At 71.9% G+C, this 25,748-nt stretch carries 22 protein-coding genes and 1 pseudogene; 16 read left to right on the forward strand and 7 right to left on the reverse strand.

What is annotated here, in order from left to right:
- Positions 1-18: 18 nt before the first annotated feature.
- From ACFV57_RS16540 to ACFV57_RS16550, 3 genes are all read right to left on the reverse strand, one after another.
- Positions 19-2,193 carry a hypothetical protein gene (locus tag ACFV57_RS16540; RefSeq protein WP_385231698.1) on the reverse strand — a complete coding sequence of 725 codons (2,175 nt, stop codon included), beginning with the start codon at positions 2,191-2,193 and terminating at the stop codon, positions 19-21.
- Complete coding sequence (locus ACFV57_RS16545; RefSeq protein WP_385231701.1) at positions 2,186-3,070, reverse strand: hypothetical protein; 885 nt, start codon at positions 3,068-3,070, stop codon at positions 2,186-2,188. The genes ACFV57_RS16540 and ACFV57_RS16545 overlap by 8 nt, the downstream gene beginning before the upstream one ends.
- A 91-nt stretch (positions 3,071-3,161) precedes the next feature.
- Positions 3,162-3,782 (reverse strand): Crp/Fnr family transcriptional regulator, encoded by a 621-nt coding sequence (locus ACFV57_RS16550; protein WP_385231704.1) that lies wholly within the window; start codon positions 3,780-3,782, stop codon positions 3,162-3,164.
- A 355-nt stretch (positions 3,783-4,137) separates the two neighbouring features.
- On the opposite strand from ACFV57_RS16550, the gene ACFV57_RS16555 reads away from it, so the two are divergent.
- Entirely contained in the window at positions 4,138-6,261 is a 2,124-nt protein-coding gene (locus ACFV57_RS16555; protein ID WP_385231707.1) for a primosomal protein N', read from the forward strand.
- 124 nt (positions 6,262-6,385) lie between these two features.
- Here ACFV57_RS16555 and ACFV57_RS16560 read toward each other — a convergent pair whose 3' ends face one another.
- Entirely contained in the window at positions 6,386-6,928 is a 543-nt protein-coding gene (locus ACFV57_RS16560; RefSeq protein ID WP_385231710.1) for a hypothetical protein, read from the reverse strand.
- Positions 6,929-7,172: 244 nt separating this feature from the next.
- Here ACFV57_RS16560 and fmt point away from each other — a divergent pair, with 244 nt between their 5' ends.
- The 4 genes and pseudogenes from fmt to ACFV57_RS16580 all read left to right on the forward strand — a co-directional run.
- The gene (fmt, locus tag ACFV57_RS16565; protein WP_385231713.1) at positions 7,173-8,105 is read left to right on the forward strand and encodes a methionyl-tRNA formyltransferase; all 933 of its coding nucleotides are present in this window, start codon (positions 7,173-7,175) and stop codon (positions 8,103-8,105) included.
- 144 nt (positions 8,106-8,249) lie between these two features.
- Positions 8,250-9,686, forward strand: a complete 1,437-nt coding sequence (locus ACFV57_RS16570) for an RsmB/NOP family class I SAM-dependent RNA methyltransferase (RefSeq protein ID WP_385231715.1) — start codon at positions 8,250-8,252, stop codon at positions 9,684-9,686.
- 372 nt (positions 9,687-10,058) lie between these two features.
- On the forward strand, positions 10,059-10,217 hold the full coding sequence (locus tag ACFV57_RS16575; protein WP_385232089.1) for a hypothetical protein: 159 nt from the start codon (positions 10,059-10,061) through the stop codon (positions 10,215-10,217).
- Positions 10,180-10,578: pseudogene (locus ACFV57_RS16580) on the forward strand (oxidoreductase); the annotation flags it as partial. The gene ACFV57_RS16575 and the pseudogene ACFV57_RS16580, both read left to right, overlap by 38 nt.
- Positions 10,579-10,793: 215 nt before the next feature.
- Here ACFV57_RS16580 and ACFV57_RS16585 read toward each other — a convergent pair.
- Entirely contained in the window at positions 10,794-11,852 is a 1,059-nt protein-coding gene (locus ACFV57_RS16585; RefSeq protein ID WP_385231718.1) for a zinc-binding dehydrogenase, read from the reverse strand.
- 114 nt (positions 11,853-11,966) lie between these two features.
- Between ACFV57_RS16585 and ACFV57_RS16590 the strand changes: the two genes are divergently transcribed.
- The 8 genes from ACFV57_RS16590 (at position 11,967) to ACFV57_RS16625 (ending at position 19,192) form a co-directional block, all read left to right on the forward strand.
- The gene (locus ACFV57_RS16590) at positions 11,967-12,857 is read left to right on the forward strand and encodes a LysR family transcriptional regulator (protein ID WP_385231721.1); all 891 of its coding nucleotides are present in this window, start codon (positions 11,967-11,969) and stop codon (positions 12,855-12,857) included.
- A gap of 490 nt (positions 12,858-13,347) precedes the next feature.
- Positions 13,348-14,031: a ribulose-phosphate 3-epimerase gene (gene rpe / locus ACFV57_RS16595; RefSeq protein WP_385231724.1), complete on the forward strand. Its 684-nt coding sequence runs from the start codon at positions 13,348-13,350 to the stop codon at positions 14,029-14,031.
- Between the two features lie 234 nt (positions 14,032-14,265).
- Positions 14,266-15,255, forward strand: coding sequence for a sugar-binding transcriptional regulator (locus tag ACFV57_RS16600; protein ID WP_385232062.1), 990 nt, complete (start codon positions 14,266-14,268; stop codon positions 15,253-15,255).
- Between the two features lie 88 nt (positions 15,256-15,343).
- Complete coding sequence (locus ACFV57_RS16605) at positions 15,344-15,790, forward strand: ribonuclease domain-containing protein (RefSeq protein ID WP_385231727.1); 447 nt, start codon at positions 15,344-15,346, stop codon at positions 15,788-15,790.
- Positions 15,787-16,236 (forward strand): barstar family protein, encoded by a 450-nt coding sequence (locus ACFV57_RS16610; RefSeq protein ID WP_385231729.1) that lies wholly within the window; start codon positions 15,787-15,789, stop codon positions 16,234-16,236. The genes ACFV57_RS16605 and ACFV57_RS16610 overlap by 4 nt, the downstream gene beginning before the upstream one ends.
- Before the next feature lie 59 nt (positions 16,237-16,295).
- On the forward strand, positions 16,296-16,679 hold the full coding sequence (locus ACFV57_RS16615) for a DUF2809 domain-containing protein (RefSeq protein ID WP_385232065.1): 384 nt from the start codon (positions 16,296-16,298) through the stop codon (positions 16,677-16,679).
- Positions 16,680-16,790: 111 nt separating this feature from the next.
- Complete coding sequence (locus tag ACFV57_RS16620; protein WP_385231731.1) at positions 16,791-18,131, forward strand: hemolysin family protein; 1,341 nt, start codon at positions 16,791-16,793, stop codon at positions 18,129-18,131.
- Positions 18,128-19,192 carry a hemolysin family protein gene (locus tag ACFV57_RS16625; protein ID WP_385231733.1) on the forward strand — a complete coding sequence of 355 codons (1,065 nt, stop codon included), beginning with the start codon at positions 18,128-18,130 and terminating at the stop codon, positions 19,190-19,192. Before ACFV57_RS16620 ends, ACFV57_RS16625 begins: the two co-directional genes overlap by 4 nt.
- A 63-nt stretch (positions 19,193-19,255) precedes the next feature.
- Here the strand turns inward: ACFV57_RS16625 and ACFV57_RS16630 are convergent, their stop codons facing one another.
- On the reverse strand, positions 19,256-20,398 hold the full coding sequence (locus ACFV57_RS16630; RefSeq protein ID WP_385231735.1) for a PP2C family protein-serine/threonine phosphatase: 1,143 nt from the start codon (positions 20,396-20,398) through the stop codon (positions 19,256-19,258).
- A gap of 485 nt (positions 20,399-20,883) precedes the next feature.
- Between ACFV57_RS16630 and ACFV57_RS16635 the strand changes: the two genes are divergently transcribed.
- The 3 genes from ACFV57_RS16635 to ACFV57_RS16645 all read left to right on the forward strand — a co-directional run bounded on the left by ACFV57_RS16635 (position 20,884) and on the right by ACFV57_RS16645 (position 24,629).
- On the forward strand, positions 20,884-22,323 hold the full coding sequence (locus ACFV57_RS16635) for a GuaB1 family IMP dehydrogenase-related protein (RefSeq protein WP_385231737.1): 1,440 nt from the start codon (positions 20,884-20,886) through the stop codon (positions 22,321-22,323).
- A gap of 361 nt (positions 22,324-22,684) precedes the next feature.
- The gene (locus ACFV57_RS16640) at positions 22,685-24,160 is read left to right on the forward strand and encodes an amino acid permease (RefSeq protein WP_385231740.1); all 1,476 of its coding nucleotides are present in this window, start codon (positions 22,685-22,687) and stop codon (positions 24,158-24,160) included.
- 19 nt (positions 24,161-24,179) lie between these two features.
- Complete coding sequence (locus ACFV57_RS16645) at positions 24,180-24,629, forward strand: Lrp/AsnC family transcriptional regulator (RefSeq protein ID WP_385231743.1); 450 nt, start codon at positions 24,180-24,182, stop codon at positions 24,627-24,629.
- A gap of 67 nt (positions 24,630-24,696) precedes the next feature.
- Here ACFV57_RS16645 and ACFV57_RS16650 read toward each other — a convergent pair whose 3' ends face one another.
- Entirely contained in the window at positions 24,697-25,701 is a 1,005-nt protein-coding gene (locus ACFV57_RS16650; protein ID WP_385231746.1) for a YdcF family protein, read from the reverse strand.
- Between the last annotated feature and the right edge of the window lie 47 nt (positions 25,702-25,748).

The following is a 25,748-nucleotide window of genomic DNA, read 5'->3' on the forward strand; positions in this document are numbered from 1 at the left end:
ACGGGAAATGTCACTTCGTCAGCCTCCTGGTGTGACCGGCAAGGGTCCTGATGTGGGATCAGTTGAGTCGAGCAACAGGCGGGCCAGCTGCTGGATGCCCGGCAGGGCGTGTTGGGGATGGTGCAGAGCGGCCGGCAGATCGTTGCGCAGGGCGGCTCGCTGTCGGCTGTTCATGTAGGACTGCATCGCTTCGCCGAAAAGGCGAACCGTGCCGGAAGCCGTTCCCTGTTTCCGCAAGGCGACCAATGTCCGGCACAGTTCGGCAACGGCGGCCGCCCGGAAGGGGCTGTGCAGCACCGTTGCCCACAGTGAACCGTACTGATCCGAGACATCGGCATCGCTGTTCAGCAGAAACGCGGCGAGTGGCTCACCGGAATTCAACCGCCTGGCCCCCAGCACCTGAACGATGATGGCGAAGGCTGTGAGACGGCCGCTGCCACGCGGCGCGCATCGAGCTTGCGTACGGAGATAACGCAGGACCAGACGTGCCCGCTCCGGTTCCCGTTCAGCGGTGGCCAGAAGCAGTACCAGCGAGCGCCGGGCCGCGCTCGCGACGCGCTCGCCGCGTGAGGCGAGCACCCACAGCCAATTGAGAGTGTCGAATCGGTAGATCGTCCCGAGCTCACCGGCGAATGCCATGGCTGCGGTGATGGCACGTTGCTGTCCATGTCCCTCGGTCCAGCTCGATGCCAGGGTCAGAGCCTGCGGCGCCAACCGTTCGTCGGCGCACATGAACTGCAGGACGAAAGCCGCTGTGACGCGCTGGTTGCTGAATCCGTCCGCCCACACCTCCAGCTGCTTCTCTTCCACCTCTGGGAGGGCATAACGGGCCAGGAGAGCGACCCCCCGAGCCACCTCCTGCCGGACAGCCAGGCTGCCTTCAAGGCTGAGCTGCTCCAGCCACTGACGTAATGGGTACCAGAGTTCGTACCCGTACAGACCGTGCAGCTCGCCGATCACGAGGTCACGGACGCGCGGAGAGGTGAAGACGATGCGCCGCTCACTACGGCAGTGATCCACGCTGCCTTCAGCGCACTGCACCGCTTCGGCAATGCCCACAGCGCGTTCCCTCCACCGGACTCGCGCCTGATCGATTCCGGCGGCCGGCTGGCGCGGGGTTTCCTCCTCTGCCGGAAAGTCGCCGGCCGACTTCTCAGCGTTCCGGACACAGTTTTCGAGAGAGACCACGAGTTCTTCGAAGGTCCGCTCCGGAAGCCCCTCGGCGAAGGAAAGGGCCGCTACCGGCAACAGGTCCTCGATGGCGGGTGCGTTACCGAACCACCGCTCCACCGTCTCCTTTGTGCTGTCACGCAACGCTTCCAGCGCCGCGTCCACACCTTCGCCGAGATTCTCCGCAACTGCCACGACATCGGCGGGCCGCCGGAGTTCGCTGACGCGTGCCCGAAGCTCCGCCATCACCGGCGCCGATGGATCGGGGAGAGCCAGGTGTTCGACGCAGTGGTCGAAGAGGCGAAGTGGTTCCGGCGCACGCCAGGTGACCGAGAAATCTTGGAACGCCAGACGATGCCGCGTGACCGGCGAGGACGTGATCACCAAGAAGGAGCGGTTCCGTCGCAGCTCGGCACGTAGACGCTTGATTTCAAAGTCTTGTACGGCATCTGTTCCGGTCTCGCCAAGGTAGTCGAGGATGACGTATCCGGAATCTTTCTTCAGCTGTCCCGGGGACGCCAATTGCGCAAGTGAGTTGACCGGGGAGAGGCTGCGCAACCCGCATTGTGCGCCCATGAGGTCGCGTAGCAAGGAGAAGGCCGCTGCCCGCCGTCCACACCCTTCCTCACCGACTACGACCAGCAGGTGTTGTGTCTGCAGTTTTCCGGCAGCGGCGTCGTAATCTTCGGGGTGCAGGAAGTCACGGAGTACGAGGTCGATCTCTTCCGGCTCCACCAGTCCGGGAGCGAGTCCTGGAGTGGAGGGTGAACCAAATCCGAAGGTCGCGTCGGTGGCGTTCACCTGGCTGTAGAAGTAGTTGTTGTTGACGCGTTGCCCCAGCGCGTTGTCGAGGTCCCGGTAGCCCTGCTCGTCCTGCTCCCGTTCGAGGTCGGCGCGCTGTGCAGCTTCTCGCTTGCCGGGGGTGTCCGTCTGGCCGGGTCCGATGGTGTCCGGCTCGGCTGCCGGCCACTCGTCCGCGGCCGTACCCGCGTTGTGGGGGCCGCGATTCTCCGGCTCAGCCATGCGGGCCACTGAATCCGAAGACGCTGCCGGGCGCGTTCACCGTGTCGTTGAAGTTGTTCTGATTGACGTTGTGCCCATGGACAGCTGGAGGAACATGACGGGTCCTCTTGGCCTCGTCGCCAGGTCCGGCGGTATCCGACGGCTGTGCATCCCGCGTGTTCCGGGACGGCTGCGGCGATTCTGCGTGATTTCCGTCCTGTCGGCGCCTCTCTCGCTGCCGTGTGCTGTGAGATGTCGGCTCGTCGTCTTCCGTGAGCGATCCCTCGACACCGTCGAGATCCAAGTGATGGACATCGTCTCCGGGAATCCACAGCCAGGCCACGGACCGGTATTCCTTTTCGTGAATCATCACGGGCCGAAAGGCATCAGGGGACAGTGTGGTGTGACCGCCCACCACGGTGGTGTTGTATACGTCGTTGGACAGAGCCAGTACGAGGTCGGCCTTGTCAGTGGCCCGCAGTGCCCGGTTCAGGGCGGCGCTGGCCAGCAGCCGGGAGGTGACCACTACCGTGCTCCCTGCGTATCCGTTGTCCGCGACCTCCACCGGGCCGTGGTGGACGGAGGCCCGCAGCCGCAGCCAAGCCTCTTTGACGCGAAGCCGGTTGTACTGGTGAAGTGCTGAAGCAATGTGCCGGATGTAGTCGTCGATGACGCGTGGCTCCTCGCGTCCATCCATGGGCAGGACGGCCAACTGCTCGTCTCCCTTGGCCTGGAAGTGCCAGTGCGAGCGATCCAGGCCGGCGTTGTGAGCCGCCTGTTCGAGCAGCAGCGGCAGGTCGTGCTGGATCTCCGATTGCCGACGGTCGTTGTTGCCTCCGTAGGCCTGCACGTCCAGGGCGAGACAGGTGCTGAAGCGGTAACCGGTCCGTTCGGACACGTGACGTTTCCTCTCTTCCTCGGCGTCGCGCGGTTGTTCCGGCGAAGCGCTGACGGCGAGGTTAGGAGGGATACGAGAGGGCGATTCCGTATCAGTACGGGTTCTCGGTACTAATTTTGGCGAACGCGCACAGTCGCGGAATGTCACTGATCGTGATTTTGCGGTATCTGCGTTCCACCAGGCCCATCTGGGCAAGGGCGGCGAGCGCCTTCTCCGCGGTGGGCAGCGCGACGGCGGCGAGCGAGGCGAGTTCCGCCTGGGTGAGCGTCACGCCGAGATCACTGCGCCGGACGTCGCCCTGTGCCGCGCATCCGTACGTCTGGGCCGTCTCCACAAGAACCCGGGCCAGCCGGACCGGGGATTCGTAGGCCCGGAAGTCCAGTCGGCGCCTGTTCGCCCAGCGCAGCCGGGAGCTGAGCATGCCGAGCAGCGCCACCATCGTGTGCTGGTGCTGCGACAAGTGCGTGATCAGGGTTTCCAGGTGGATGATGCGTGCCGATACGTCACCACAGGCGATCACGGAACCGGAGCGCGGCCGGTTCTCGAAGGCCGCCATCTCTCCCACCAGGTCTCCGGCGACGCGGACGGCGAGCAGCATCGTGTAGCCGTCCTCCGAGCGTGACTCCACCTTGACCACGCCCCGGGTGATCAACAGTACGTGCCGACCGTCGTCGCCTTGCCGCAGAAGGGTGCGGTGAGCCGGATAGTGCATGACCGTTCCCAGTCGCAGGAGGTCTTCCGCGGAGTCTTCCGGCAGACGGCCGAGCAGGGTCGCCTCCGGCCAGTGTCGCTCTGGAAGGCCGTTGTCGTCCGACGGTGGCGCGTTCTTACGTCGGTGCGCTGAGTGGTTTCCCGGATGCACGGATACATGGTGCCGCGAGCGGGTTGAGCACGAAACGCGACGGGAGGAACGGCTGGTCGGCACTGCGCCGGGCAGCTGCGCGCCGGGGGGCCGGTGGGGCGGCCGCGGGCTGCCCCACCGCAGGTGGGGAACGAGGACGGTCCGGGGCGGCTGCGGGCCTTGGCGTGAACCGGCACTGTCACCCCCATCTGCTAAGACTGATGCTGTGAGCAGGGAAGACGAGGGGCAGGGTGCGGGGCCGGAGCAGCTTGCGTTGATTCGGGAGGCGGTGCAGGAGAGCAAGGGGGCGCGGGCCAGGCCGCGGACGTGGCGGGGGGCCGAGCTGGCGGAGGGGCTGCCGGTGGCGCGGGTGCTGGTGGACAAGGGGCTGGTGCATCTCGACCGGTATTTCGACTACGCGGTGCCGGCGGCGATGGACGAGGAGGCGCAGCCCGGGGTGCGGGTGCGGGTGCGGTTCGGGGCCGGGGAGAAGGGGGGCCGGCGGGAAGGGGGGAAGCTGGTCAACGGGTTCGTGGTGGAGCGGGTGGCGGAGAGCGAGTTTCGTGGGGTGCTCGCGCCGATCGCGCAGGTGTTGTCGCCGGAGCGGGTGCTGACGCCGGAGTTGCTGGGGCTGTGCCGGGCCGTCGCCGACCGGTACGCGGGGACGCTCGCGGACGTGGTGCAGCTGGCGGTGCCGCCGCGGCGGGCGAAGGTGGAGGGGAAGGACAGCGGTGCGCCGTTGCCGCCCAATCCGAAGCCGGAAGCCGGTAGTTGGGGGAGGTACGCGGCGGGGGAGGGGTTCTTGGAGGCGTTGGGGAGGGGGGATTCGCCGCGCGCCGTGTGGACGGCGTTGCCGGGGCCGTACTGGCCGCAGGAGCTGGCGCGGGCAATGGCCGCCGCGCTGGCCTCCGGGCGCGGGGCGCTCGCCGTCCTGCCGGACGGGCGGGCCGCCGCGCGGGTGGACGCGGCGCTGCGGGAGATCGTCGGGGAGGGGCGGCATGTGGTGCTGAGCGCCGATGCCGGGCCGGAGGAGCGGTACCGGCGATGGCTGGCGGTCAGCCGCGGCGCGGTGCGGGCGGTGATCGGCACGCGGGCGGCGATGTTCGCGCCCGTACGGGAGCTGGGTCTGGTGGCCATCTGGGACGACGGGGACAGCAGCCACAGCGATCCGCACGCGCCGCAGCCGCACGCGCGGGAAGTGCTGTTGCAGCGGTCGGTGACCGAGCAGGCGGGATTCCTGCTGGGCGGGCTGAGCTGCACGGTCGAGGCGGCGCAGCTGGTGGAGACGGGCTGGGCGCGTCCGCTGACGGCCGAGCGCGAACAGGTGCGGGCGGCGGCGCCCCTGGTGCGTACGGTCGGGGACGCCGACGAGGCGCGGGACGCGGCGGCGCGGGCCGCGCGGCTGCCGACGCTGGCGTGGCAGGTGGTGCGCGAGGGGCTCAAGCACGGGCCGGTGCTGGTGCAGGTGCCGCGGCGGGGTTACGTACCGCGGCTGGCGTGCGAGCGGTGCCGGGAGCCCGCGCGGTGCCGGGCGTGCGCGGGGCCGCTGGAGGCGCGGGACGCGGGGGAGCTGCGGTGCGGCTGGTGCGGGCGCGAGGAGGGCGACTGGCGTTGCGCGGAGTGCGGCGGGGCGCGGCTGCGGGCCCAGATCGTGGGGGCGCGGCGGACCGCGGAGGAGCTGGGACGGGCGTTTCCGGCCGTGCCGGTGCGCACGTCGGGGCGTGATCATGTGCTGGACACGGTGCCCGGCACGCCGTCGCTGGTGGTGAGCACGCCGGGGGCGGAGCCAGTGGCCGAGGGCGGTTACGCCGCCGCGTTGCTGCTGGACGGCTGGGCGCTGCTGAGCCGCCCCGACCTGCGGGCCGGCGAGGAGGCGCTACGGCGCTGGCTGCACGCCGCGTCCCTGGTGCGGGGTCAGGCCGAGGGCGGCACGGTCGCGGTCATCGCGGAGGCGACGCTGCGCCCGGTACAGGCGCTGGTGCGGTGGGACCCGGCCGGGCACGCGGTGCGCGAGCTGGCGGAGCGGGCCGAGCTGGGCTTCCCACCGGTCTCCCGGATGGCCTCGGTGACGGGCCGCCCCGAGGACGTGGCGGAGATGCTCGCGGGGGCCGGGCTTCCGGAGAGCGCCGAGGTGCTGGGGCCCGTACCGGTGCCGTCCCCGGACGCGGGACAGCCGCGCCGGCCGGGCGACCCGCCGCCCGGCGAGGCCTGGGAGCGGGCGCTGGTACGGGTGCGCCCCGGCCAGGGCGCCGCGCTGGCGGCGGCGCTCAAGACCGCGCGGGCCGCGCGGCTGGTCAAGCGGGAGGGGGAAGCGGTGCGGGTACGGGTCGATCCGCCCGACCTCGGGTGAGCAGCCCGAGGGACGGGGCGTACAGCAAGGGCGGCGAGCGGCTGGGACCAGGAAGGGCGGCGAGCGGCTGGGACCGGAGGAAAGAAGGGGCCGCCCCGGGAGCGGGCCGGGGCGGAAGCGCGGGTCAGCCGTTGCGGGGGCCGGGGAAGGCGCCGGGACGGGCCTCTTCCCGCGCGGGGACCGGGGACTGGCCCGGCAGCGTACGCGCGGCGGGCACGGACGGCGCGCCGGGCAGCCCGGGGGAGACCGCCATGCTCCGGGCCGCGGACGGCTCGGGCGTCCGGACCGCGTCGCCGCTGTCCGGTCCGGGCTGGGCGGTGGAGCGCCGGGCGCCGTAACGGCGGTGTACGGCCTGTTTCGTGACGCCCAGGGCCGAACCCACCGCGTCCCAGGAGAAGCCCAGCGAGCGGTCGAAGTCCACCGCCGCCGTGACGAGGGTTTCGACGCTGTCGCGCAGTTCCTGGGCGAGCCGTACGGTCGGGGCGGGGGCGCGGCCGTAGACGACGAAGCCGGCGGACGGGCCGGTGCGCCGCGGCCGGTAGACGTTGCCGAGCTGGGCCGTCAGGGTGCGCAGGGCGTCCACCTGCCGGCGGACCCGCTCGATGTCCCTGACCAGTAGGTGCAGGCTGGCGCGAGCCTGGGCGTCGTGGGTTGCGTGGTCGGCCATGAACAAGCCTCTCGAACCGGCGTCGGATGTGCATAGGAACGTGACAAGTAGGAAAGCGAGCGAGCCGCGAAGGCGGCTCGGCCCGGTCAATGCTGCTTGACCAACGCAACAGCAGCGGCTCTGGTCACGGTATGGGGGCGTACGGGTTCCAATCAGGGGAGCGCGTCTGTTCGCACGCCCCCCGAAGGTGTGGCCCATAGACTGGTGCGCCGTTCCGCAGCGTGTGAGAGGTAGTGCGCCACCCATGAGGCTCGTCTTCGCCGGCACCCCCGAGGTCGCCGTACCCGCCCTGGATGCCCTGATCGCCTCGGACCGGCACGAGGTCGTCGCCGTCGTCACCCGGCCCGACGCCCCCGCCGGCCGCGGCCGGCGACTGGTCGCCAGCCCGGTCGCCGAGCGCGCGGAGGAAGCCGGTATCGAGGTGCTCAAGCCCGCCAAGCCGCGTGACGAGGACTTCCTCGCCCGGCTGCGGGAGATCGCCCCGGACTGCTGCCCCGTGGTCGCCTACGGGGCCCTCCTGCCCAAGACGGCCCTGGACATCCCCGCGCACGGCTGGGTCAACCTGCACTTCTCGCTGCTGCCCGCGTGGCGCGGCGCGGCGCCGGTGCAGCACGCGGTGCTGGCGGGCGACGAGGTGACCGGCGCCTCCACGTTCCTCATCGAGGAGGGGCTGGATTCCGGGCCCGTGTACGGGGTGGTGACGGAGGAGGTACGGCAGACCGACACCAGCGGCGACCTGCTGACCCGGCTGGCGCTCGCCGGGGCCGGACTGCTGGCCGCCACCATGGACGGCATCGAGGACGGCTCGCTGGTGCCGGTGCCGCAGCCGGCCGAGGGCATCACCCTCGCGCCGAAGATCGAGGTCGAGGACGCGAAGGCGGACTGGACGGCGCCCGCGCTGCGGGTGGACCGGGTCGTGCGCGGGTGCGCGCCCGCGCCCGGCGCGTGGACCGTCTTCCGGGGGGAGCGGCTGAAGCTGATGTCGGTCGGCCCGGTCACCGACCGTACGGATCTGGCGCCCGGCGAACTCGCCGTCACCAAGAAGGCGGTGTACGCCGGTACGGGCAGCCACGCGGTGGAGCTGCTGTGGGTGCAGCCGCAGGGCAAGAAGCCGATGCGCGGTGCGGACTGGGCGCGCGGGGTGCGGATCGGGGAAGGCGAGCGGCTGGGGGACTGAGCCGGGAACGGGCCGGGGCCGGGGGAGGCGGGCGAGGGGCGGGAAGGGGGACGGCGGCGCTGAGGGAGGCGGGCCGCGGCGGGAGCCGCCGTGCCGCGTAGGCTGGGAGGCGAACCTCGTCTCGTATTGCGGAGCACATTTCTCGTGAGCAGTTCTGGTCAGCCGCGTCGTCCCGGCAAGCCCTACCGTCGCCCCAAGAAGGACCCCGTCCGGATACTCGCCTTCGAGGCGCTGCGGGCCGTCGACGAGCGGGACGCGTACGCGAACCTGGTGCTGCCGCCGATGCTGCGCAAGGCCCGGGACAACGGGGACTTCGACGGGCGCGACGCGGCACTGGCGACCGAGCTGGTCTACGGCACGCTGCGGCGGCAGGGCACCTACGACGCGATCATCGCGCGGTGCGTGGACCGGCCGCTGCGGGAGGTGGACCCGCCGGTCCTGGACGTGCTCTCGCTCGGCGCGCACCAACTCCTCGGTACGCGCATCCCGACGCACGCCGCCGTGAGCGCGAGCGTCGAACTCGCGCGTGTGGTGCTGGGCGACGGGCGGGCGAAGTTCGTCAACGCGGTGCTGCGGAAGATCGCCGCGGACGATCTGGACGGGTGGCTGGAGCGGGTCGCGCCCGAGTACGACGACGACCCCGAGGAGCACCTGGGGATCGTGCACGCGCATCCGCGCTGGATCGTCTCCGCGCTCTGGGACGCCCTCGGCGGCGGGCGGGCCGGTGTGGAGGACCTGCTGGAGGCCGACAACGAGCGGCCCGAGGTCACGCTCGTGGCCCGGCCGGGACGGTCCACCACCGCGGAACTGATCGAGGCCGTGGGGGAGGAGAGCGCCCTGCCGGGGCGCTGGTCCCCGTACGCCGTACGGCTCGCCGAGGGTGGCGAGCCCGGAGCCCTGGACGCGGTGCGCGAGGGGCGCGCCGGTGTGCAGGACGAGGGCAGCCAGCTCGTCGCGGCCGCCCTGGCCAACGCGCCCGTCGACGGCGCCGACAGCACCTGGCTGGACGGCTGTGCCGGGCCGGGCGGCAAGGCCGCACTGCTGGGCGCGCTCGCCGCGCAGCGCGGGGCCCGGCTGCTCGCCTCCGAGAAGCAGCCGCACCGCGCGCGCCTGGTGGCGCGGTCGCTCGCGGGCAACCCCGGCCCGTACGAGGTCATCACGGCCGACGGCACCCGCCCGCCGTGGCGGCCCGGCTCCTTCGACCGCGTCCTGATGGACGTCCCGTGCACCGGCCTCGGCGCGCTGCGCAGGCGGCCGGAGGCGCGCTGGCGCCGCCGTCCGGAGGACCTGGACGGCTTCGCGCCGCTGCAGCGCGAGCTGCTGCGCCAGGCGCTGGTCTCGGTACGGGTCGGCGGCGTCGTCGGCTACGCGACCTGCTCGCCGCATCCGGCCGAGACGCGGGCCGTGGTGGACGACGTCCTCAAGGGGCGGGCCGGCGCGGACGTGACCGCGGAGTGGATCGACGCGCGCCCGCTGATGCCGGGTGTGCCCGCACTGGGCGACGGCCCGGACGTACAGCTGTGGCCGCATCTGCACGGTACGGACGCGATGTACTTGGCGCTGCTGCGTCGGACGGCGTGACGGGCGGGGCGTGTAGCGTCTCAGAATGAATGACCCTTTCTCATTCTTCGTGGCCCCTGTCTGGCCCAGGGGCCACGAAGAATGAGACAAGGCGTGTCCATGCCATCGATCTCCCACCGCGCAGCACGCAGGACTGCCCTTACGCCTACGCCGCCGCCACCGTGCTCTCCGACGACCTGGCCGATCGGAACCGAGGCCTGCTGCAGGCCGTCGCCGTGCTCGCCGACGAACTCTTCCAGGCCTACGGCTACGCCGAAACCGGGCTGATCAGCCGGGCCGGAGAACTCCATCCCGACGCCTTCGGCACCCGTACCCGCCCCGCCGTTACCCAGTGGGCCCAGCGGCACAGTCTGCTGCAGGGGCGACTGGCGCGTGCATGCTGTGTCTTGCCGGGAAACCAGTTACGCCATCTCCCCCGAAACAGCAGACCACGGCTTCGACGAGGCGCTGCGCGAGAGGACGGTCGACATCGGCCAGGGCATGTTCGACCGCTGCGATGTCGAAGGCGGCGAACTCCCTGTTCGCCGTTGAGGCGACCTGCCTGTGGGCGTCCGACGGCATCGTCGCCAATGCAGTGAACCCCGGCGGTGTCGCAACGGGGCTGCAGCGGAACTTCACCGCGCAGCAGAAGCAGTCGCTCGATGCGGCCGAGGCCGCCGGAGTCTTCAGATACGAAACGGTCCAGTAGGGAGCCGCCACCACCATGGTCGCGGCCGTCGCCCCGCGGTTCGCCGACTTCGGAGGCCACTACCTCGATGGCTCGCAGGAGGCCTGCACCCTGCCGAACGACGCCGACCTGGCGCAACACCCGCACGGCGTCAAGGAATGGGCACTCGATGCCGCTGTCGCCGAGCGCCTCTGGGCCGTCCCGACCGACCTGCTCCGTACCTGACCTCCCGACGCCACGACGCTCCTCGTTCGATCTTCTCCGGCATCGGCGAGCCGGCCGTTCCCCGGATTTCACGGAAACCAGGCGCACTGAGAATCCCGCGCCGAGCGTTCTTGCTCCACCTGGCAACCCCGCAGCTCACCACAACATCCACGGACGGACTCAACGGGCGACCGGACGCCCTGCTCGGCAGGTCGACGCTTCCGGAAAGCGGGGCCTTACAGCTCCACCAGGACCGCTCCCACGTGGCAGCCTTCGACCAGTTCGCGCAGGGCCCTGGGGGCGCTGTCGAGGCCGTGCAGCCTGGAGTGCGGAAAAGTCAGTGTGCCGGCGCGCAGCCCGGCGCCGAACTGTTGGTACCACTCGGGGATCAGGTCGAGGTGGTCCGCGTGCAGGACGGTGCCGCGCAAGGTGATGCCCCGGGTCAGCAGGGAGAAGGTGTCGATGGCCGTGGTGGGTGAGCCGGAGTCTGCGAGCTGGGCGCCCAGCGCCCCGACGAGGGCGATGCGGGCGCCGCGGTTGGCGACGGCGATGGACGCCTGCAGCTGCTCACCGCCGACGTTGTCGATCACCGCGTCGACGCCCTCCGGAGCGGCAGCGCGCAGCTGCTCCTCGATTGGCCCTGCGCCGCGGAGGACGACGGCGTCGTAGCCGAGTTCCTTGCGCAAGATGTCCGCCTTTCGCTGCGAGCCGGCGCTGCCGATGACCCGCCGGGCCCCACGCAGCCGGGCGGCCTGCCCGGCAAGGGACCCCACACCGCCCGCAGCGCCGCTGACGAAGACCGTGTCCCCGGGGCGTACCTCGGCTCCGCGGGTGACGCCCATCCAGGCCGTGGGGCCCTGGGACAGGTAGGCGGCCGGGTCGGGCAGCAGGCCCGGGTCGACGTGCTGTGCGGCGGAGGCGTCCACCAGGGCGTACTCGCGCCAGCCCAGGTCGTGTTGCACGAGGTCGCCGGGGGCGAAGCCGGTACCGGGGGCGGACACGACCTCGCCGATCGCGGGGCCGTACAGCGGCTCACCGAGTGCGAAGGAGCGCATCGGCACGCTGGTCGTTTCGTCCATGAGCGTCCGCATGACGGCGGCCACGCTCATCACCTCGGTGCGTACGAGGAGCTGACCGGGCTCGGGGGAAGGGACCGGGCCCTCGGCGATCTCGAAGAGGTCGTCCGTGAGCGGCGCCCCCGGCGCGGGACGGGCGGCCAGCCGGACTTCGCGGTGGGTGCGGAGGCCGTGGTGGGCGCGCGGGGTGTGGCGGCGGCCGGACGGTGCAGTGGTCATGGTGGTCGGCTCCCGAAGAAGTGGGCTCGTACGCCTCCCACACTCCGGCCTCTGATGGATCACGTCCAACGAATGTTTTTGCTCGCAACCATCACCATGAGAGATGGTTGGGGAATGGAACTGCGCCAGTTGGAGTGCTTTGTCGCGGTGGCCGAGGAGTCGAGCTTCACGCGCGCCGCCGCCCGACTGCACGTCGTGCAGTCGGCTGTGTCGGCGACGATCGCGGCCCTGGAAGGGGAACTGCACACCAGGCTGCTGGAACGCACCTCCAGGCGGGTCACCCTCACGGACGCGGGACACGCGTTGCTGCCGAAGGCCCGGGCGGCCCTCGACGCCGTCCGGGACGCGCGGGACGCCGTCGACGACGTCAACGGTGGCGTCCGCGGCACCCTGCGCGTCGGGACGCTGAGTTCTCTCGGGTCGATCGACCTGCCGACGTTGCTGGGCCGCTTCCACCGCGAGCACCCCGCGGTCTCCGTGCGCCTGGCCACCGCGGCGTCATGCGGCGGCTCCCCCGGGCTCCTCGAGGCGCTCACCGAGGGCAGGCTCGACCTCGCGTTCGTCTCCATTCCGGGCTCGCCGCCGCCCGGCGTGCAGTGGACAGACCTCACCACCACCCCGTTGGACCTCGTCGTTCCTGCGGGACACCGGCTTGCCGCGCAGAGCCGGGTGGCGCTCGGGGAGCTGGCCGACGAGGCGTTCGTCGACTTCCCCTCCGGTTACGGCAACCGCGCCGTGACAGATCGCGCGTTCGCCACGGCCGGGCTGCAACGCCAAGTCGCCATCGAGATCACCGCCATCGGGGACGGCGCCGACTTCGTCCGCCACGGCCTGGGCGTCGCTCTGCTGCCTCGGGGTAGTACCGGTCCCGACGACGGCCTCATCGCGCTGCCCATCACCGGGGCGGACCTCAACTGGCCCATCTCCCTGGCCACGCCCGGCAACCGCACCTCCAGCGCGGCGGCACGCGCCTTCGAGCGCTTGGTCGACCAGCATCTGCGGTGAGTGAGGTTGTCCCGGCCGCTTGTTTCGTAAACCGAGGGCGCGGCCCATCCCGAACCCTGCTGTCTTGGAGGAGGGAGGCCCCGTTGATTGGCCGTGGTCGTGAGACAAATCTTGATCGGTCCCGATTGAGACACCACGGAGAATCCCAGGTCGAGTGCTCGCGATGGGCCAGTGGAAGCGGGAACCCACAGGGCGTTTGCGGCGATGGGGCGTTTGTGGCTTCTAGGGGTGAGTGATTGTTTCTCGGGCTCTGCCGAGCTGCTTCGGTGCCCGAAATGCCGCCTCCGGAGTGCCGAACAGGCCGCAGAGGGATCGTCGCAAAATGACGGCCGGGAACCGGCGTCGTTCGGTCCGGTCGACTCTCCCCGCCCGGACGAACCCGGTCCGCCCCTTCCGGTTTGCCGCGCCTCGCGAGTCCACGCACCCGGCGCCGCTCCACCCCTGCCCCACCCGCTTCGGCCTGTCGGGCCGGGCAGGACATACTGGAGGCATGGCCTTGATCAACCCCAGCATCCTGTCCGCAGACTTCGCCCGGCTCGCCGAGGAGGCGAAGGCCGTCGAGGGCGCCGACTGGCTGCATGTCGATGTGATGGACAACCACTTCGTGCCGAATCTGACGCTGGGTGCTCCGGTGGTCGAGGCGCTGAGCAAGGCGACGGACACTCCGCTCGATCTGCACCTGATGATCGAGGACCCGGACCGCTGGGCGCCGCAGTACATCGAGGCCGGTGCCGGTTCGGTCACCTTCCACGCGGAGGCGGCGGCCGCGCCCGTCCGCCTGGCGCGGGAGATCCGGGCCAAGGGCGCGCGGGCGTCGATGGCGCTCAAGCCGGCCACGCCGATCGAGCCGTACGAGGACCTGCTGCCCGAGCTGGACATGCTGTTGATCATGACCGTGGAGCCGGGCTTCGGCGGCCAGGCGTTCCTGGACATCATGCTGCCGAAGATCCGCCGGACCCGGGAGCTGATCTCCAAGCACGGTCTGCAGATGTGGCTCCAGGTGGACGGCGGGGTCTCGGCGTCCACGATCGAGCGGTGTGCGGAGGCCGGCGCGGACGTGTTCGTGGCGGGTTCGGCGGTGTACGGCGCGGACGACCCGGCGAAGGCGGTGCGCGAGTTGCGCGCCCAGGCCGAGTCCGCCGCGGCCGGGGCCGGCCGGGGCTGCGCCCACTGACGCACGGGTGCCCGCGGACCGGCCGCGGGCACCGGCACCGCACGTGGTGTGCGGGGAGCGCGTGCGCCGATCCCCGCCTGCCGGTGTTTCTTGGTGTTGCCGCTACCTGGTGTTCACGACGGCCGGGGCGGTGATGGTCCCCGACCACCTCGGGTTTCTGCAAGGATGAGCAAAGACTCGATCAGGTGCGCACAAGGGGAGAATCTCGTGGTTGCCAGCCGCCCGCAGTCCGCAATGGGCCCCGCCGAGCTGGTGCAGGCCGCGGCCATGGCCCGCCGCTTCTATCTAGAGGGCAAGTCCAAGATCCAGATCGCCGAGGAGTTCGGCGTCAGCCGCTTCAAGGTCGCCCGGGTGCTGGAGACGGCGCTGGAGCGCGACCTCGTACGGATCGAGATCCGCGTCCCGGCGGAGCTGGACGCCGAACGGTCCGACGCGCTGCGGGCCCGCTACGGCCTGCGGCACGCGGTCGTGGTGGAGTCGCCCGCCGACGCCGTCGTCGACGCCCCGGACCCGGAGAACCTCGGCGAGGTCGCGGCCGACCTCCTCGGCGAGCTGGTCACCGAGGGCGATGTGCTGGGCCTGGCCTGGGGCCGGTCCACCATCCACATGGCGGCCGCGCTGCACCGTCTGCCGCCGTGCACGGTCGTGCAGCTGACCGGTGTGTACGACGCGGGCACCGCGGACCGCGGCTCGGTCGAGGCGGTGCGCCGGGCGGCCGATGTCTCCGGCGGCGAGGCGCACCCCATCTACGCGCCGATGCTGCTGCCCGACTCGGCGACGGCCGCCGCGCTGCGCGGCCAGACCGGCATCGCCCGCGCGTTCGAGTACTTCGACAAGGTCACCGTCGCCTGTGTCTCCATCGGTTCCTGGGCGCCGGGCATCTCGACCGTCTACGACATGCTCTCGGAGCAGGAGCGGGAGCACTATGCCTCGCTGGGTGCCGCCGCCGAGATGTCCGCGCACCTCTTCGACGCCGACGGCCGCCGCATCGGGCGGGACCTGGGCGAGCGGTGCATCACGGTCGAGGCGGACCGGCTGCGCCGGATCCCCGAGGTCGTGGCGATCGCGGGCGGCCGGCAGAAGGCGGCGGCGATCGGCGCGGTGCTGCGCTCGGGGCTGGTGACGAGCCTGGTGACGGACACGGCCGCCGCGGATCATCTGCTGCTGGAGACCGGCCCCGGCCCGCGTCCGGCGCTGGAGCGGGCGGACCCGGACGGCGCCTGAGGCACGTCCGGCGGCTCCGGACCGCCTCGAAGTGATCTTGTACGGACGCGGGCGGGCACCGGGTGCCGGGCTGTGACAGCATCGGCGCATGGTGATCCGCTCCGCTTCCCGCGCGGCCTTCGGCGTACTCGCCGCGCTGCTGGCCTGCCTTCTGCTGCTGTTGTCCGGTTGCTCCGGAGGCGGTGGCGCCAAGGGGAGCGCGAAGTCCACACACAGCGCGCCCTCGGCGGGCGCCACCGCGCCGGACTGGGCCAAGGGCATGGCGACCGTCCCGGAGGGCCGGCTGCCCGCGCAGGCGCGTGAGACGCTGCGGCTGATCGACGCGCGCGGCCCGTTCCCGTACCCGAAGGACGGCACCGTCTTCGGCAACCACGAGCGGCTGCTGCCCAAGCAGAAGCGCGGCTACTACCACGAGTACACGGTCCCCACCCCGGGCTCGAAGGACCGCGGCGCGCGGCGCATCGTCACCGGCGACAGCCGCGAGACGTACTACACCGACGACCACTACCGGACTTTCAAGGCGGTGCTCCGATGACGGCTCCCGTGCCCCGGCCGCTCGCGGCGGTGCTCGACGGCAGTACGCCCCCCGGGGTCGTGCCCTGGCCGCACGACCGGCCCCCGCGCGAGGCGCTGGACGCGGCGCGCGCGGCCGGCTGGGAGGGCGCGCTGCTCGACCTCGAAGGGGTCGTGGACAAGGCCGGGTTCATGGACCGCTGCGCGCGGGCGCTGCGGCTGCCGGACTGGTTCGGCCGCAACTGGGACGCGCTCGCGGACTGCCTCACCGACCTGTCGTGGTGCCCGGCGGACCGCGGCCGGGTGCTGGTGGTGTGCGGCTGGCAGCGGTACGCGGCCGCCGCGCCCGACGACTGGAGCGTCGCGGAGGAGATCATCGCGGACGCGGTGGGCTTCTGGCGGGACACGGACACCGGGCTGGTGATCGTGATGGCGAGCGGCCGGGAGCCGGGGACGCGGACGAAGTGACGTACGGGGGCGGGGGCGGGCCGGGCGGGGAACGGCCGGGCGTGGCGCGACTGCGCCTGATGGCGGGCGCGGCGGCGCTGCTGACGGTCGCCGCGGGGCTCGGTGTCCGGGCCGGCGCGGCCCGCGCGGGGCTCGGCCCCGAGGTCGCAAAGTACGCGGGCGACGCGCTCTACACCGTGCTCGTGCAGACGCTGGTGGTGCTGGCCGCGCCGCGCGTGCGGCCGCCGGTCGCGGCGGGGGTGGCGCTGGCCGTCAGCTGGGCGGTGGAGTTCGCGCAGCTCAGCGACGTACCGGCGGAGCTTTCGCGGCGCAGCGTGGTGGCGCGCCTGGTGCTCGGCTCGACGTTCAACGCGCCGGACCTCTTCTGGTACGCGGTGGGAGCGGCCTTCGCGTGGGCACTGCACGGGCGGCTCCGGGCCCGGCGCCGTACCGACCTGGCCTGAGCGGATACGGCCGCATCCCCTCCCGCCGCGCCACCGGTGTCCTCCGGTTCGGCGCGCGCGATGTTTCACCTGCCCGCCGCCGGGCACCGAGGTGCGGCGGGAGGTGACGCGGTGTCCGAGGTGCTTCTCCTACTGGCGGCGTTGGCGCTGACGCTGGCCTGTGCCGTGTTCGTCGCGGCGGAGTTCTCGCTGACGACGGTCGAGCGCAGCGAGGTGGAGCGCGCGGTGGAGGACGGGGAGCGCGGGGCGCTGGGGGTGCTGAGCTCCGTCCGCGCGCTCGCGTTCCAGCTGTCCGGCGCCCAGCTCGGCATCACCGTGACCTCACTGGTCATCGGCATGCTCGCGGAACCGTCCGTGGCGGCGCTGCTGCGCGGCCCGCTGGAGACGGCCGGACTGCCGGGCACGGTGGCCCCGGGCGTCGCGTCCGCGCTGGGGGTCGGTGTGTCCACGGTGGTGCTGATGGTCGTCGGCGAACTGGTGCCCAAGAACTGGGCGATCTCCCGGCCGCTGGCCGTGGCCCGGCTCGTGGCCGGTCCGCTGCGCGCCTTCAGCGCCGCCTTCGCGCCCTTCATCCGCCATCTGAACCGGTCCGCCAACCGGCTCGTACGGCGCTTCGGGCTGGAGCCCACCGAGGAGCTGGCGTCCTCCCGCAGCCCCGCCGAGCTGGTCTCCCTGGCCCGGCACTCCGCGCAGGAGGGCGCGCTGCCGGCCGACTCGGCCGAGCTGTTCGTACGGACCCTGCACCTGGGCGAGCTGACCGCGCAGAACGTCATGACGCCGCGCGTCGACGTACGGGCCCTGGAAGCGCACGCCACCGCGGCCGACGCCGCCACACTGACCCTGGCCACCGGGCTGTCCCGCTTCCCCGTCCACCGGGGCGGTCTCGACGACATCCGCGGCACCGTCCACATCCGCGACGTCCTCGCCCTCGCCCCGCGGGAACGCACCGCCACCACCGTCGCGGAGCTGGCCACCGATCCCGTGCTCGTACCGGAGTCGCTGCCCGTCGACCGGCTGCTGGACCGGCTGCGCACGGTCCGCAGCATGGCCGTGGTGATCGACGAGTACGGCGGTACGGCCGGGATCGTCACCCTGGAGGACATCGTCGAGGAACTCGTCGGCGACGTACGGGACGAGCACGACCCGGTGGCGGGCCCGGACCTGCTGCGGACCGGGGCGCACACCTGGGAGGCGGACGGCGGGGTGCGTCTGGACGGGCTGGCCGGGACCGGCCTGGAGGCGCCCGAAGGGCCGTACGAGACACTGGCCGGACTGCTCGCGGCCCGGCTGGGGCGGATTCCGGAGCCCGGCGACGAGGTGGGCGTGGCGGGCTGGCGGCTGACGGTGCTGGCGGTGCGCCGGCACCGGGCGGAGCGGGTACGGGTGAGCGCGCCCGCCGGGTCGTCGTCGCCGGGCGCCCGGACCGCCGACGGCGCGGGGGAGCGGCCGTGACCGCCGTCCAACTGGCCGTCGCCGCGCTGACCTTGCTCAGCAACGCCTTCTTCGTCGGCGGCGAGTTCGCGATGATCTCCGTACGGCGCAGCCAGATCGACCCGCGCGCCGCGGCGGGGGACCGGCGGGCCGGCCGGGTGCTGTGGGGCCTGGAACACCTCTCCGAGCTGCTCGCCACCGCCCAACTCGGCGTCACCGCCTCCTCGCTGCTCCTCGGCGCGATGGCCGAACCGGCCATCGCGCACCTCGCCGAGCCGGTCTTCGAGGCGCTGCGCGTCCCGCACGGGCTCGTCCACCCGATCGCGTTCGTCCTGGCGCTGACCCTGGCCACGTATCTGCACATGCTCGTCGGGGAGATGGTCCCCAAGAACATCGCCCTGGCCGCGCCGGAGCGCGCGGCCCTGCTGCTGGGACCGCCGCTGGTGGCTCTCACCCGCGCGCTGCGCCCGGTGGTGGTGAGCATCAACGCGCTCGCCAACGCCCTGCTGCGGCTCGCCAGGACCGAGCCCGGAAACGAGGTCGCCGCCGCCTTCACGGACGAGGAACTCGCCCGTATCGTCCAGGAGTCGCGCCACGCCGGGATGCTCACCGACTCCGGCGGCGAGCGGCTGCGGGACGCGCTGGAACTGGGGCAGCGGCCCGTCGGGAAACTGCTCGTCCCGCTGTCGGAGATGGTCACCGTCGGCCGGAGTGTCACCCCCGACGAGCTGGAACACACCGCGGCGCGCGCCGGGTTCTCCCGCCTCCCGGTCACCGGAGCGGACGGTACGGTGCTCGGCTACCTCCACATCAAGGACACTCTCGGCGTCACCGACCGGGACGAGCCGTTCCCCCGGGACGCGCTGCGCCCCGTGCCCCGTGTCAGTCGCGACACCCCGCTGGACGACACCCTGACCACGATGCGGGCGGCCGGCACGCAGCTGGCCGCCGTCAGCGGCGAGCAGGGCGTGGTGCTCGGCTTCGTCACCATGACCGATGTGCTGGACGAGCTGGTGGGGCCGCCGGAACCGGGCCCCGCCCAGGGCGCGGAGCAGGAGGAGGGCCCGGCCGACGCACCGTGAAACGGTCGGGGGACGCCCCCGGCCGCCGCACCGTGGACCGGCCGGGGCCGGGGTGGCCGCGGGTCAGTCGGACACCGCGGCGGAAGGCGAAGGGGGAGCGGTCCGGTCCCGGAGCCCGCCGGGGGGCTCGGCGCTCGTGCGGGTGACGGCGGGCGGGGTGTGGCCGAGATGCGGGCGGGGCATGCTCGGCTCCAGCTCGACCAGGACGAGGGCGACGTCGTCGTCCTGGGCGCCGTGGGTGTGGCGGCACATCGTCGACAGCACCGCCTCGATCGCGTCGTTGAGATCGGGCAGGGAGCAGGACGGCAGCAGGCCGGCCAGGTCGAGCATCGTGCCGCCGGGGTCGCGGGCCTCGGCGAGGCCGTCGGTGTAGAGCAGCAGGCGGTCGCCGGGTGTCAGCTCCACCTCCTGGACGCGGGGCAGCGGGAGCAGCCCGATGGGGGTGGTCGGCTCGGAGGGGTGGAGTAAGACGGGCGGGCCGGCGGCGGGCATGTGCAGGGGCGGGTGGTGGCCGCAGTTGACCAGCCGGAGCCGGCCGGGGGATATCTCGGCGATCACGGCGGTGATGAAGTCCTCCGGACCGAGGTCGTCGATCAGCCGCCGGTCGACCTCCTCGGCCACCTCGGCGAGGTTGCTGCGGGTGTAGGCGCAGTCGCGGAAGTGCCCTATGGCCGCGGCGGACAGGCGGACGGCCTCCAGGCCCTTGCCGCGCACGTCGCCGATCAGCACCCGCAGTCCGCTCGGGGTGTCGGCGAAGGCGTAGAGGTCGCCGCCGATGACGGCGCGGGGCGCCGCGGAGCGGTAGCGGGCGCAGACCGAGGCCCCGCTGACCCGGAACGAGGTCGGCCGCAGGATGGCGCGCTGGGCGGCGGCCGCGACCCCGGCGAGCTGGCTGTCCAGGGCGGCCTGCCGGTCGGAGGCCCAGGTCGCGTAGGCCGCGGCGGCGGCCAGCACGGTCAGGGACAGCAGCTGGTCGGTGCGGCCCAGGGTGTGCTCGTGTCCGGCGACGGCCACGCCCAGGAGCAGTGAGGCGAACGAGACCAGGGCCGTGCACCCGCCTTCGAGTCTCGTGGCGGCCACCAGCGGGCCGGTCAGCAGCAGCCCGGTCAGGCTGACCTCCGGTCCCAGTGCCAGGTCGCAGACCGCGACGGCGGCTCCGGCCAAGGCCGTGAGCAGCAGCAGGGCGCCCTGTCGGACTTCGCGCATGTCCTCCCCTTCCCCCACGGCCGAGGCGGCTTCGCCCGGCCCGGCCGGTCGCTACCGCGCGTCGCGGTTACTGTATGTATTCAGATGCGAGGTGATCCCCCGGGCTCTCGGTGGCCCGGCGGTCGCCCCGGATCGACACCCGAAGCGGCCTGTACACGGTTTTACCCAGCTGCTGGCCAGCGAGAACCTCCCGTCCCGTCATATGGTCACATCGGCGTCGAACCGCAGGTGACCGGCCATCCCGAGCGTCGAAGACCGGCCACTTCGATTACAGAGAGTAACAGAAAGATGATCCGCGAGGAAGCGCTCCGTGGCGTCCGGCGGCACCGGGAAAAGGGGCGGGCGGGAGCGGGAGGGGGAACACCGGTTCGCCCCGAGCCGTACTCATCAGGGATGATGTCCTAGGAGCCGCATCCTGACCGGTGCCGGTTCGGAGCTGACTCCCCACCCGCCCGAGCAGTGAATCCGCAGGTGAGAGAGCCAGTATGAAGTTTCTGAACGATGCCAAGCCGCCGTACGACCTGACGTACGACGATGTGTTCATGGTGCCCGGCCGCTCCGCGGTGGGCTCCCGTCAGGGCGTGGACCTGGCGGCGCCGGACGGCACCGGCACGACCATCCCGCTGGTGGTCGCCAACATGACCGCGATCGCCGGCCGCCGGATGGCCGAGACGGTCGCCCGCCGCGGTGGCATGGTCGTCATCCCGCAGGACATCCCGATCGAGGTCATCACCGACGTCGTGGGCTGGGTCAAGCGCCGCCACCTGGTCCTGGACACGCCGATCGTGCTGTCCCCGGTCGCCACCGTCGCCGACGCCCTGTCGCTGCTGCCCAAGCGGGCGCACGGCGCCGGGATCGTCGTCGAGGGCGGCCGCCCCGTCGGCATCGTCACCGAGCACGACCTGGCCGGCGTGGACCGCTTCACCCAGGTCTCCGAGGTCATGTCCAAGGACCTGCTGGTCCTGGACGCGGACATCGACCCGCGCGAGGCGTTCAACCAGCTCGACGCCGCCAACCGCAAGCTGGCCCCGGCGGTCGACGCGGACGGGATGCTGGCCGGCATCCTGACCCGCAAGGGCGCCCTGCGCGCGACCCTCTACACGCCCGCCACCGACGCCGACGGCAAGCTGCGCATCGCCGCGGCCGTGGGCATCAACGGCGACGTGGCGGGCAAGGCCAAGGCGCTGCTGGCGGCCGGCGTGGACACGCTCGTCGTGGACACCGCGCACGGCCACCAGGAGTCGATGATCAGCGCGGTCAAGGCCGTACGGGCGCTGGACCCGCAGGTGCCGATCGTGGCCGGCAACATCGTCGCCGCCGCGGGTGTGCGCGACCTGATCGAGGCCGGCGCGGACATCATCAAGGTCGGTGTGGGTCCGGGCGCCATGTGCACCACCCGCATGATGACCGGTGTGGGCCGCCCGCAGTTCTCCGCCGTCCTGGAGTGCGCCGCCGAGGCGAAGAAGTACGGCAAGCACGTCTGGGCGGACGGCGGCGTGCGCCACCCGCGCGACGTGGCGATGGCGCTGGCCGCCGGCGCGTCCAACGTCATGATCGGCTCGTGGTTCGCCGGTACGTACGAGTCGCCCGGCGACCTCCAGCACACCGCCGACGGCCGCCCGTACAAGGAGAGCTTCGGCATGGCCTCGGCGCGTGCGGTCCGCAACCGTACGAGTGAGGAGTCGGCGTACGACCGGGCGCGCAAGGGCCTGTTCGAGGAGGGCATCTCCACCTCGCGGATGTTCGTCGACCCGGCCCGCCCCGGCGTCGAGGACCTGATCGACTCGATCATCGCGGGCGTCCGCAGCTCCTGCACGTACGCGGGCGCCGCCTCGCTGGCGGAGTTCGCGGACAAGGCCGTCGTCGGCGTGCAGAGCGCCGCCGGCTACGCGGAGGGCAAGCCGCTGCACGCCAGCTGGAGCTGATTCGCCGCCCGGCAGGGCGACCATGCGTCCGGCCCCGTACCGAAACGTTTCGGTACGGGGCCGGACGCGTTTGCGGGCCAGGTGGGCGAGAACGCCCAACCGGTGAGATTTGTCGTTTGTGCGCAACGAACGACCGAACCGGGACCAGGCGCGCAACAAAAGTTCACGGTTGCGCAAGGAACCTGCATTACGGCAGCTCACACGCGCCCCGTACAGTCATGCGCTGTACGTGGAGTGGCGGAGACCGCCTGCTCGGCGGTCTCCCCTTCCTTTGACGCGGGTTGTTTCGGCCTACCCGCGCACGGGGACCGCTGTCGGTCGTCCGCCCACCTTGACCGGCAGCGATGAAGGAGCCACCCCTGTGTTGGAGCACGGCGCAGCACCGCCCTCGGCGGGCAGCGATCCCCGGCCCCCCTCTTCCTCGGTGGGCCTCGGCGCCCGGCTGATGCGGCGCAAGCCCGTCGAGCGGCTGGTGGCCGAGGGCGGCCAGGGCGAGGGCGGTACCCTCCGCCGCTCGCTGGGCATGTGGCAGCTGACCATGATCAGCATCGGGGCGACGCTGGGCACCGGCATCTTCGTCATCCTCGGCGAGGCCGTGCCCAAGGCCGGCCCGGCCGTGATCATCTCGTTCGTCATCGCCGGCGTCACCGCCCTGTTCTCCGCGCTGTCCTACGCGGAGCTGGCGGGCTCCATCCCGGTCGCCGGCTCGTCGTACTCCTACGCCTACGCCACCCTCGGCGAGCTGGTCGCCTGGGTCTGCGGCTGGTGTCTGATCCTGGAGTACGGCGTCTCGGTCGCGGCGGTCGCCGTCGGCTGGGGCCAGTACCTCAACGAGCTGCTGTCCGGCACGATCGGCGTCACCATCCCGGCCGCGCTGTCCGCGCCGCCCGGCGACGGCGGGATCTTCAACCTCCCGGCGCTGATCGTCGTGCTGCTCGCCATGGTCTTCCTGCTGGGCGGCGCCAAGGAGAGCGCCCGCGCCAACGCCATCATGGTGACCATCAAGATCATCGCGCTGCTGCTGTTCTGCGGCGTCGCCATCCAGGGCATCTCCTCCGGCAACTACTCCAACTTCATGCCGCTGGGCATCGCCGGCGTCAGCGGCGCCGGAGCCACCCTCTTCTTCTCCTACATCGGCTTCGACGCCGCCTCCACCGCGGGCGAGGAGGCCAAGAACCCGCAGCGCGACCTGCCGCGCGCGATCATGCTGTCGCTGATCATCGTCACCACGCTGTACTGCCTGGTCGCGGCGGTCGCCGTGGGCGCCAAACCGTGGCAGAACTTCGAGGGCTCGGAGGCCGCGCTCGCCGGGATCATGAAGGAGGTCACCGGCCAGAGCTTCTGGGCCGTGCTGCTGGCCGCCGGTGCCGTCATCGCCATCGCCAGTGTCGTGCTGACGGTGCTGTACGGGCAGACCCGCATCCTGTTCGCGATGTCCCGCGACGGCCTGGTGCCGAAGGTGTTCTCCAAGGTCCACCCGAAGACCGGCGCCCCGCGCGCCAACACCGTGATCGTCTCGCTGTTCTGCGGCATCCTGGCCGCCGCCGTCCCGCTCGGCCAGCTCGCCGACGCGACCAGCATCGGCACGCTCTTCGCCTTCGGGCTGGTCAACATCGCGGTGATCGTGCTGCGCTTCACCAAGCCGGACATGCCGCGCACCTTCCGTACGCCGCTGGCGCCGGTCTTCCCGGCGATCGGTTTCCTGCTCTGCCTGTACATGATGAGCAGCCTCGGCCCGGTCACCTGGGTGGTCTTCGGTGTCTGGATGGCCGTCGGGCTCGTGGTCTACTTCGTCTACGGCTTGCGCCGCTCCCGATTGGCCACCGCAGAGAAGTGATCCACCCGCAGTGCGACAGATGAACGAACTCGACCAGCGCATCGTGCACGCCCTGGCGCAGGACGCCCGGCGCTCCTACGCCGACATCGGGACGGAGGTCGGGCTCTCCGCCCCGGCGGTCAAACGCCGGGTGGACCGGCTGCGTGCCGAGGGCGCCATCACCGGGTTCACGGTACGGGTCGACCCGGCGGCGCTGGGCTGGGAGACCGAGGGGTTCATCGAGTTGTTCTGCCGCCGCAACACCTCGCCGGACTCCATCCACCGGGGTCTGTCGCGTTATCCGGAAGTGGCGTCCGCCTCCACCGTCACCGGTGAGGCGGACGCCATCGTCCAGGTCTTCGCCTCCGACATGCGGCACTTCGAACGGGTGCTGGAGCGCATCGCGGGCGAGCCGTTCGTGGAACGCACGAAGTCGGTCCTGGTCCTCTCGCCGCTGCTGCGGCGCTTCAGCTCGGGGTCACCGGGCTGAAGCGGTCACCGGTCTGGGGCCGTCACCGGACCGATGCGGTCACCGGGCCGGGGCGGGCCGCCCGCCGTCAGCCGTTCAGCCAGGCCAGCGTGCCGCCCAGGACGAACAGGGCGCAGATGCCGAGGTTGACGAGCTTGTAGGAGAGGAAGACCGCGGCGAACTCCCGGATGGTGGCGCTCGGCCAGAAGTAGGCGGCCGTGGGGGCGCCGACGACCTGGCCGTCGACGCCCGCGCGGCGGGCCAGGATGGCGGCGCGCAGCACGTGGTAGTTGTTCGTGACGATCACGCAGCGGTGGCCCGGCACCGCCCGCTCCATGATCTTCTTGCTGAACGCCAGGTTCTCCTCCGTGGTCCCGGACTCCTCCTCGCACACGATCCGGTCCTCGGGGAATCCCCGCTCGACCAGGTACGCGGCCATCGCCCGGGACTCCGGGAGCTGTTCGTCCGGGCCCTGGCCGCCGGAGGCCAGCAGCACCGGCGGGTTGCCGCGCCGCGCCTGGCGCTCGTACACCGCACGGCCCCGCTCCAGCCGGCTTGCCAGCAGCGGCGGTACGCGTGTGCCGCCGATCAGCCCGGAGCCCAGCACCACCACGAAGTCGGCGTCGCGGCGCACCCGCAGCCGCCCGTAGAGGAACGCGTAGCCGACGAAGCACAGGAAGAGGAAGGACACGTAGCCGACGAGCAGCATCGTCGTGCCGGCGATCACGATCAGGGTGCGCGATCCGGTGCCGACGGCCGCGATCAGCAGCGCGATGACCGCGAAGACCCCGAGCCCGGCCAGCAGTGACAGCAGGTTCGCCAGGCTCCGGCCCTCCTTGCGGACCATCTTCACGCCGTTGAGGATCAGGAAGACCCCGAGGACGAGGACGCCGAGCGTGGGCAGCAGCAGGATGAGCACGGTGACCGCGACGGCAGCCGACGTCGGCATCCGTTGCACCTGCATGAGCAGGGCCGGAACCAGGAAGACGGCGGTCAGGCCCAGGTAGACGGCGTTGCTGAAGCGGCGCCGGTCGCGCAGCACACCAATGGCGAACAGGACGAAGAACAGGGCCGGTAGGGCGTACGCGAGCATGGGCACATCGTAGAGACAAGGCGATCATGCGTCCGGAGCCGCCTGTG

The sequence above is a fragment of the Streptomyces sp. NPDC059788 genome (genome assembly GCF_042732265.1).
Taxonomy (GTDB): Bacteria; Actinomycetota; Actinomycetes; order Streptomycetales; family Streptomycetaceae; genus Streptomyces.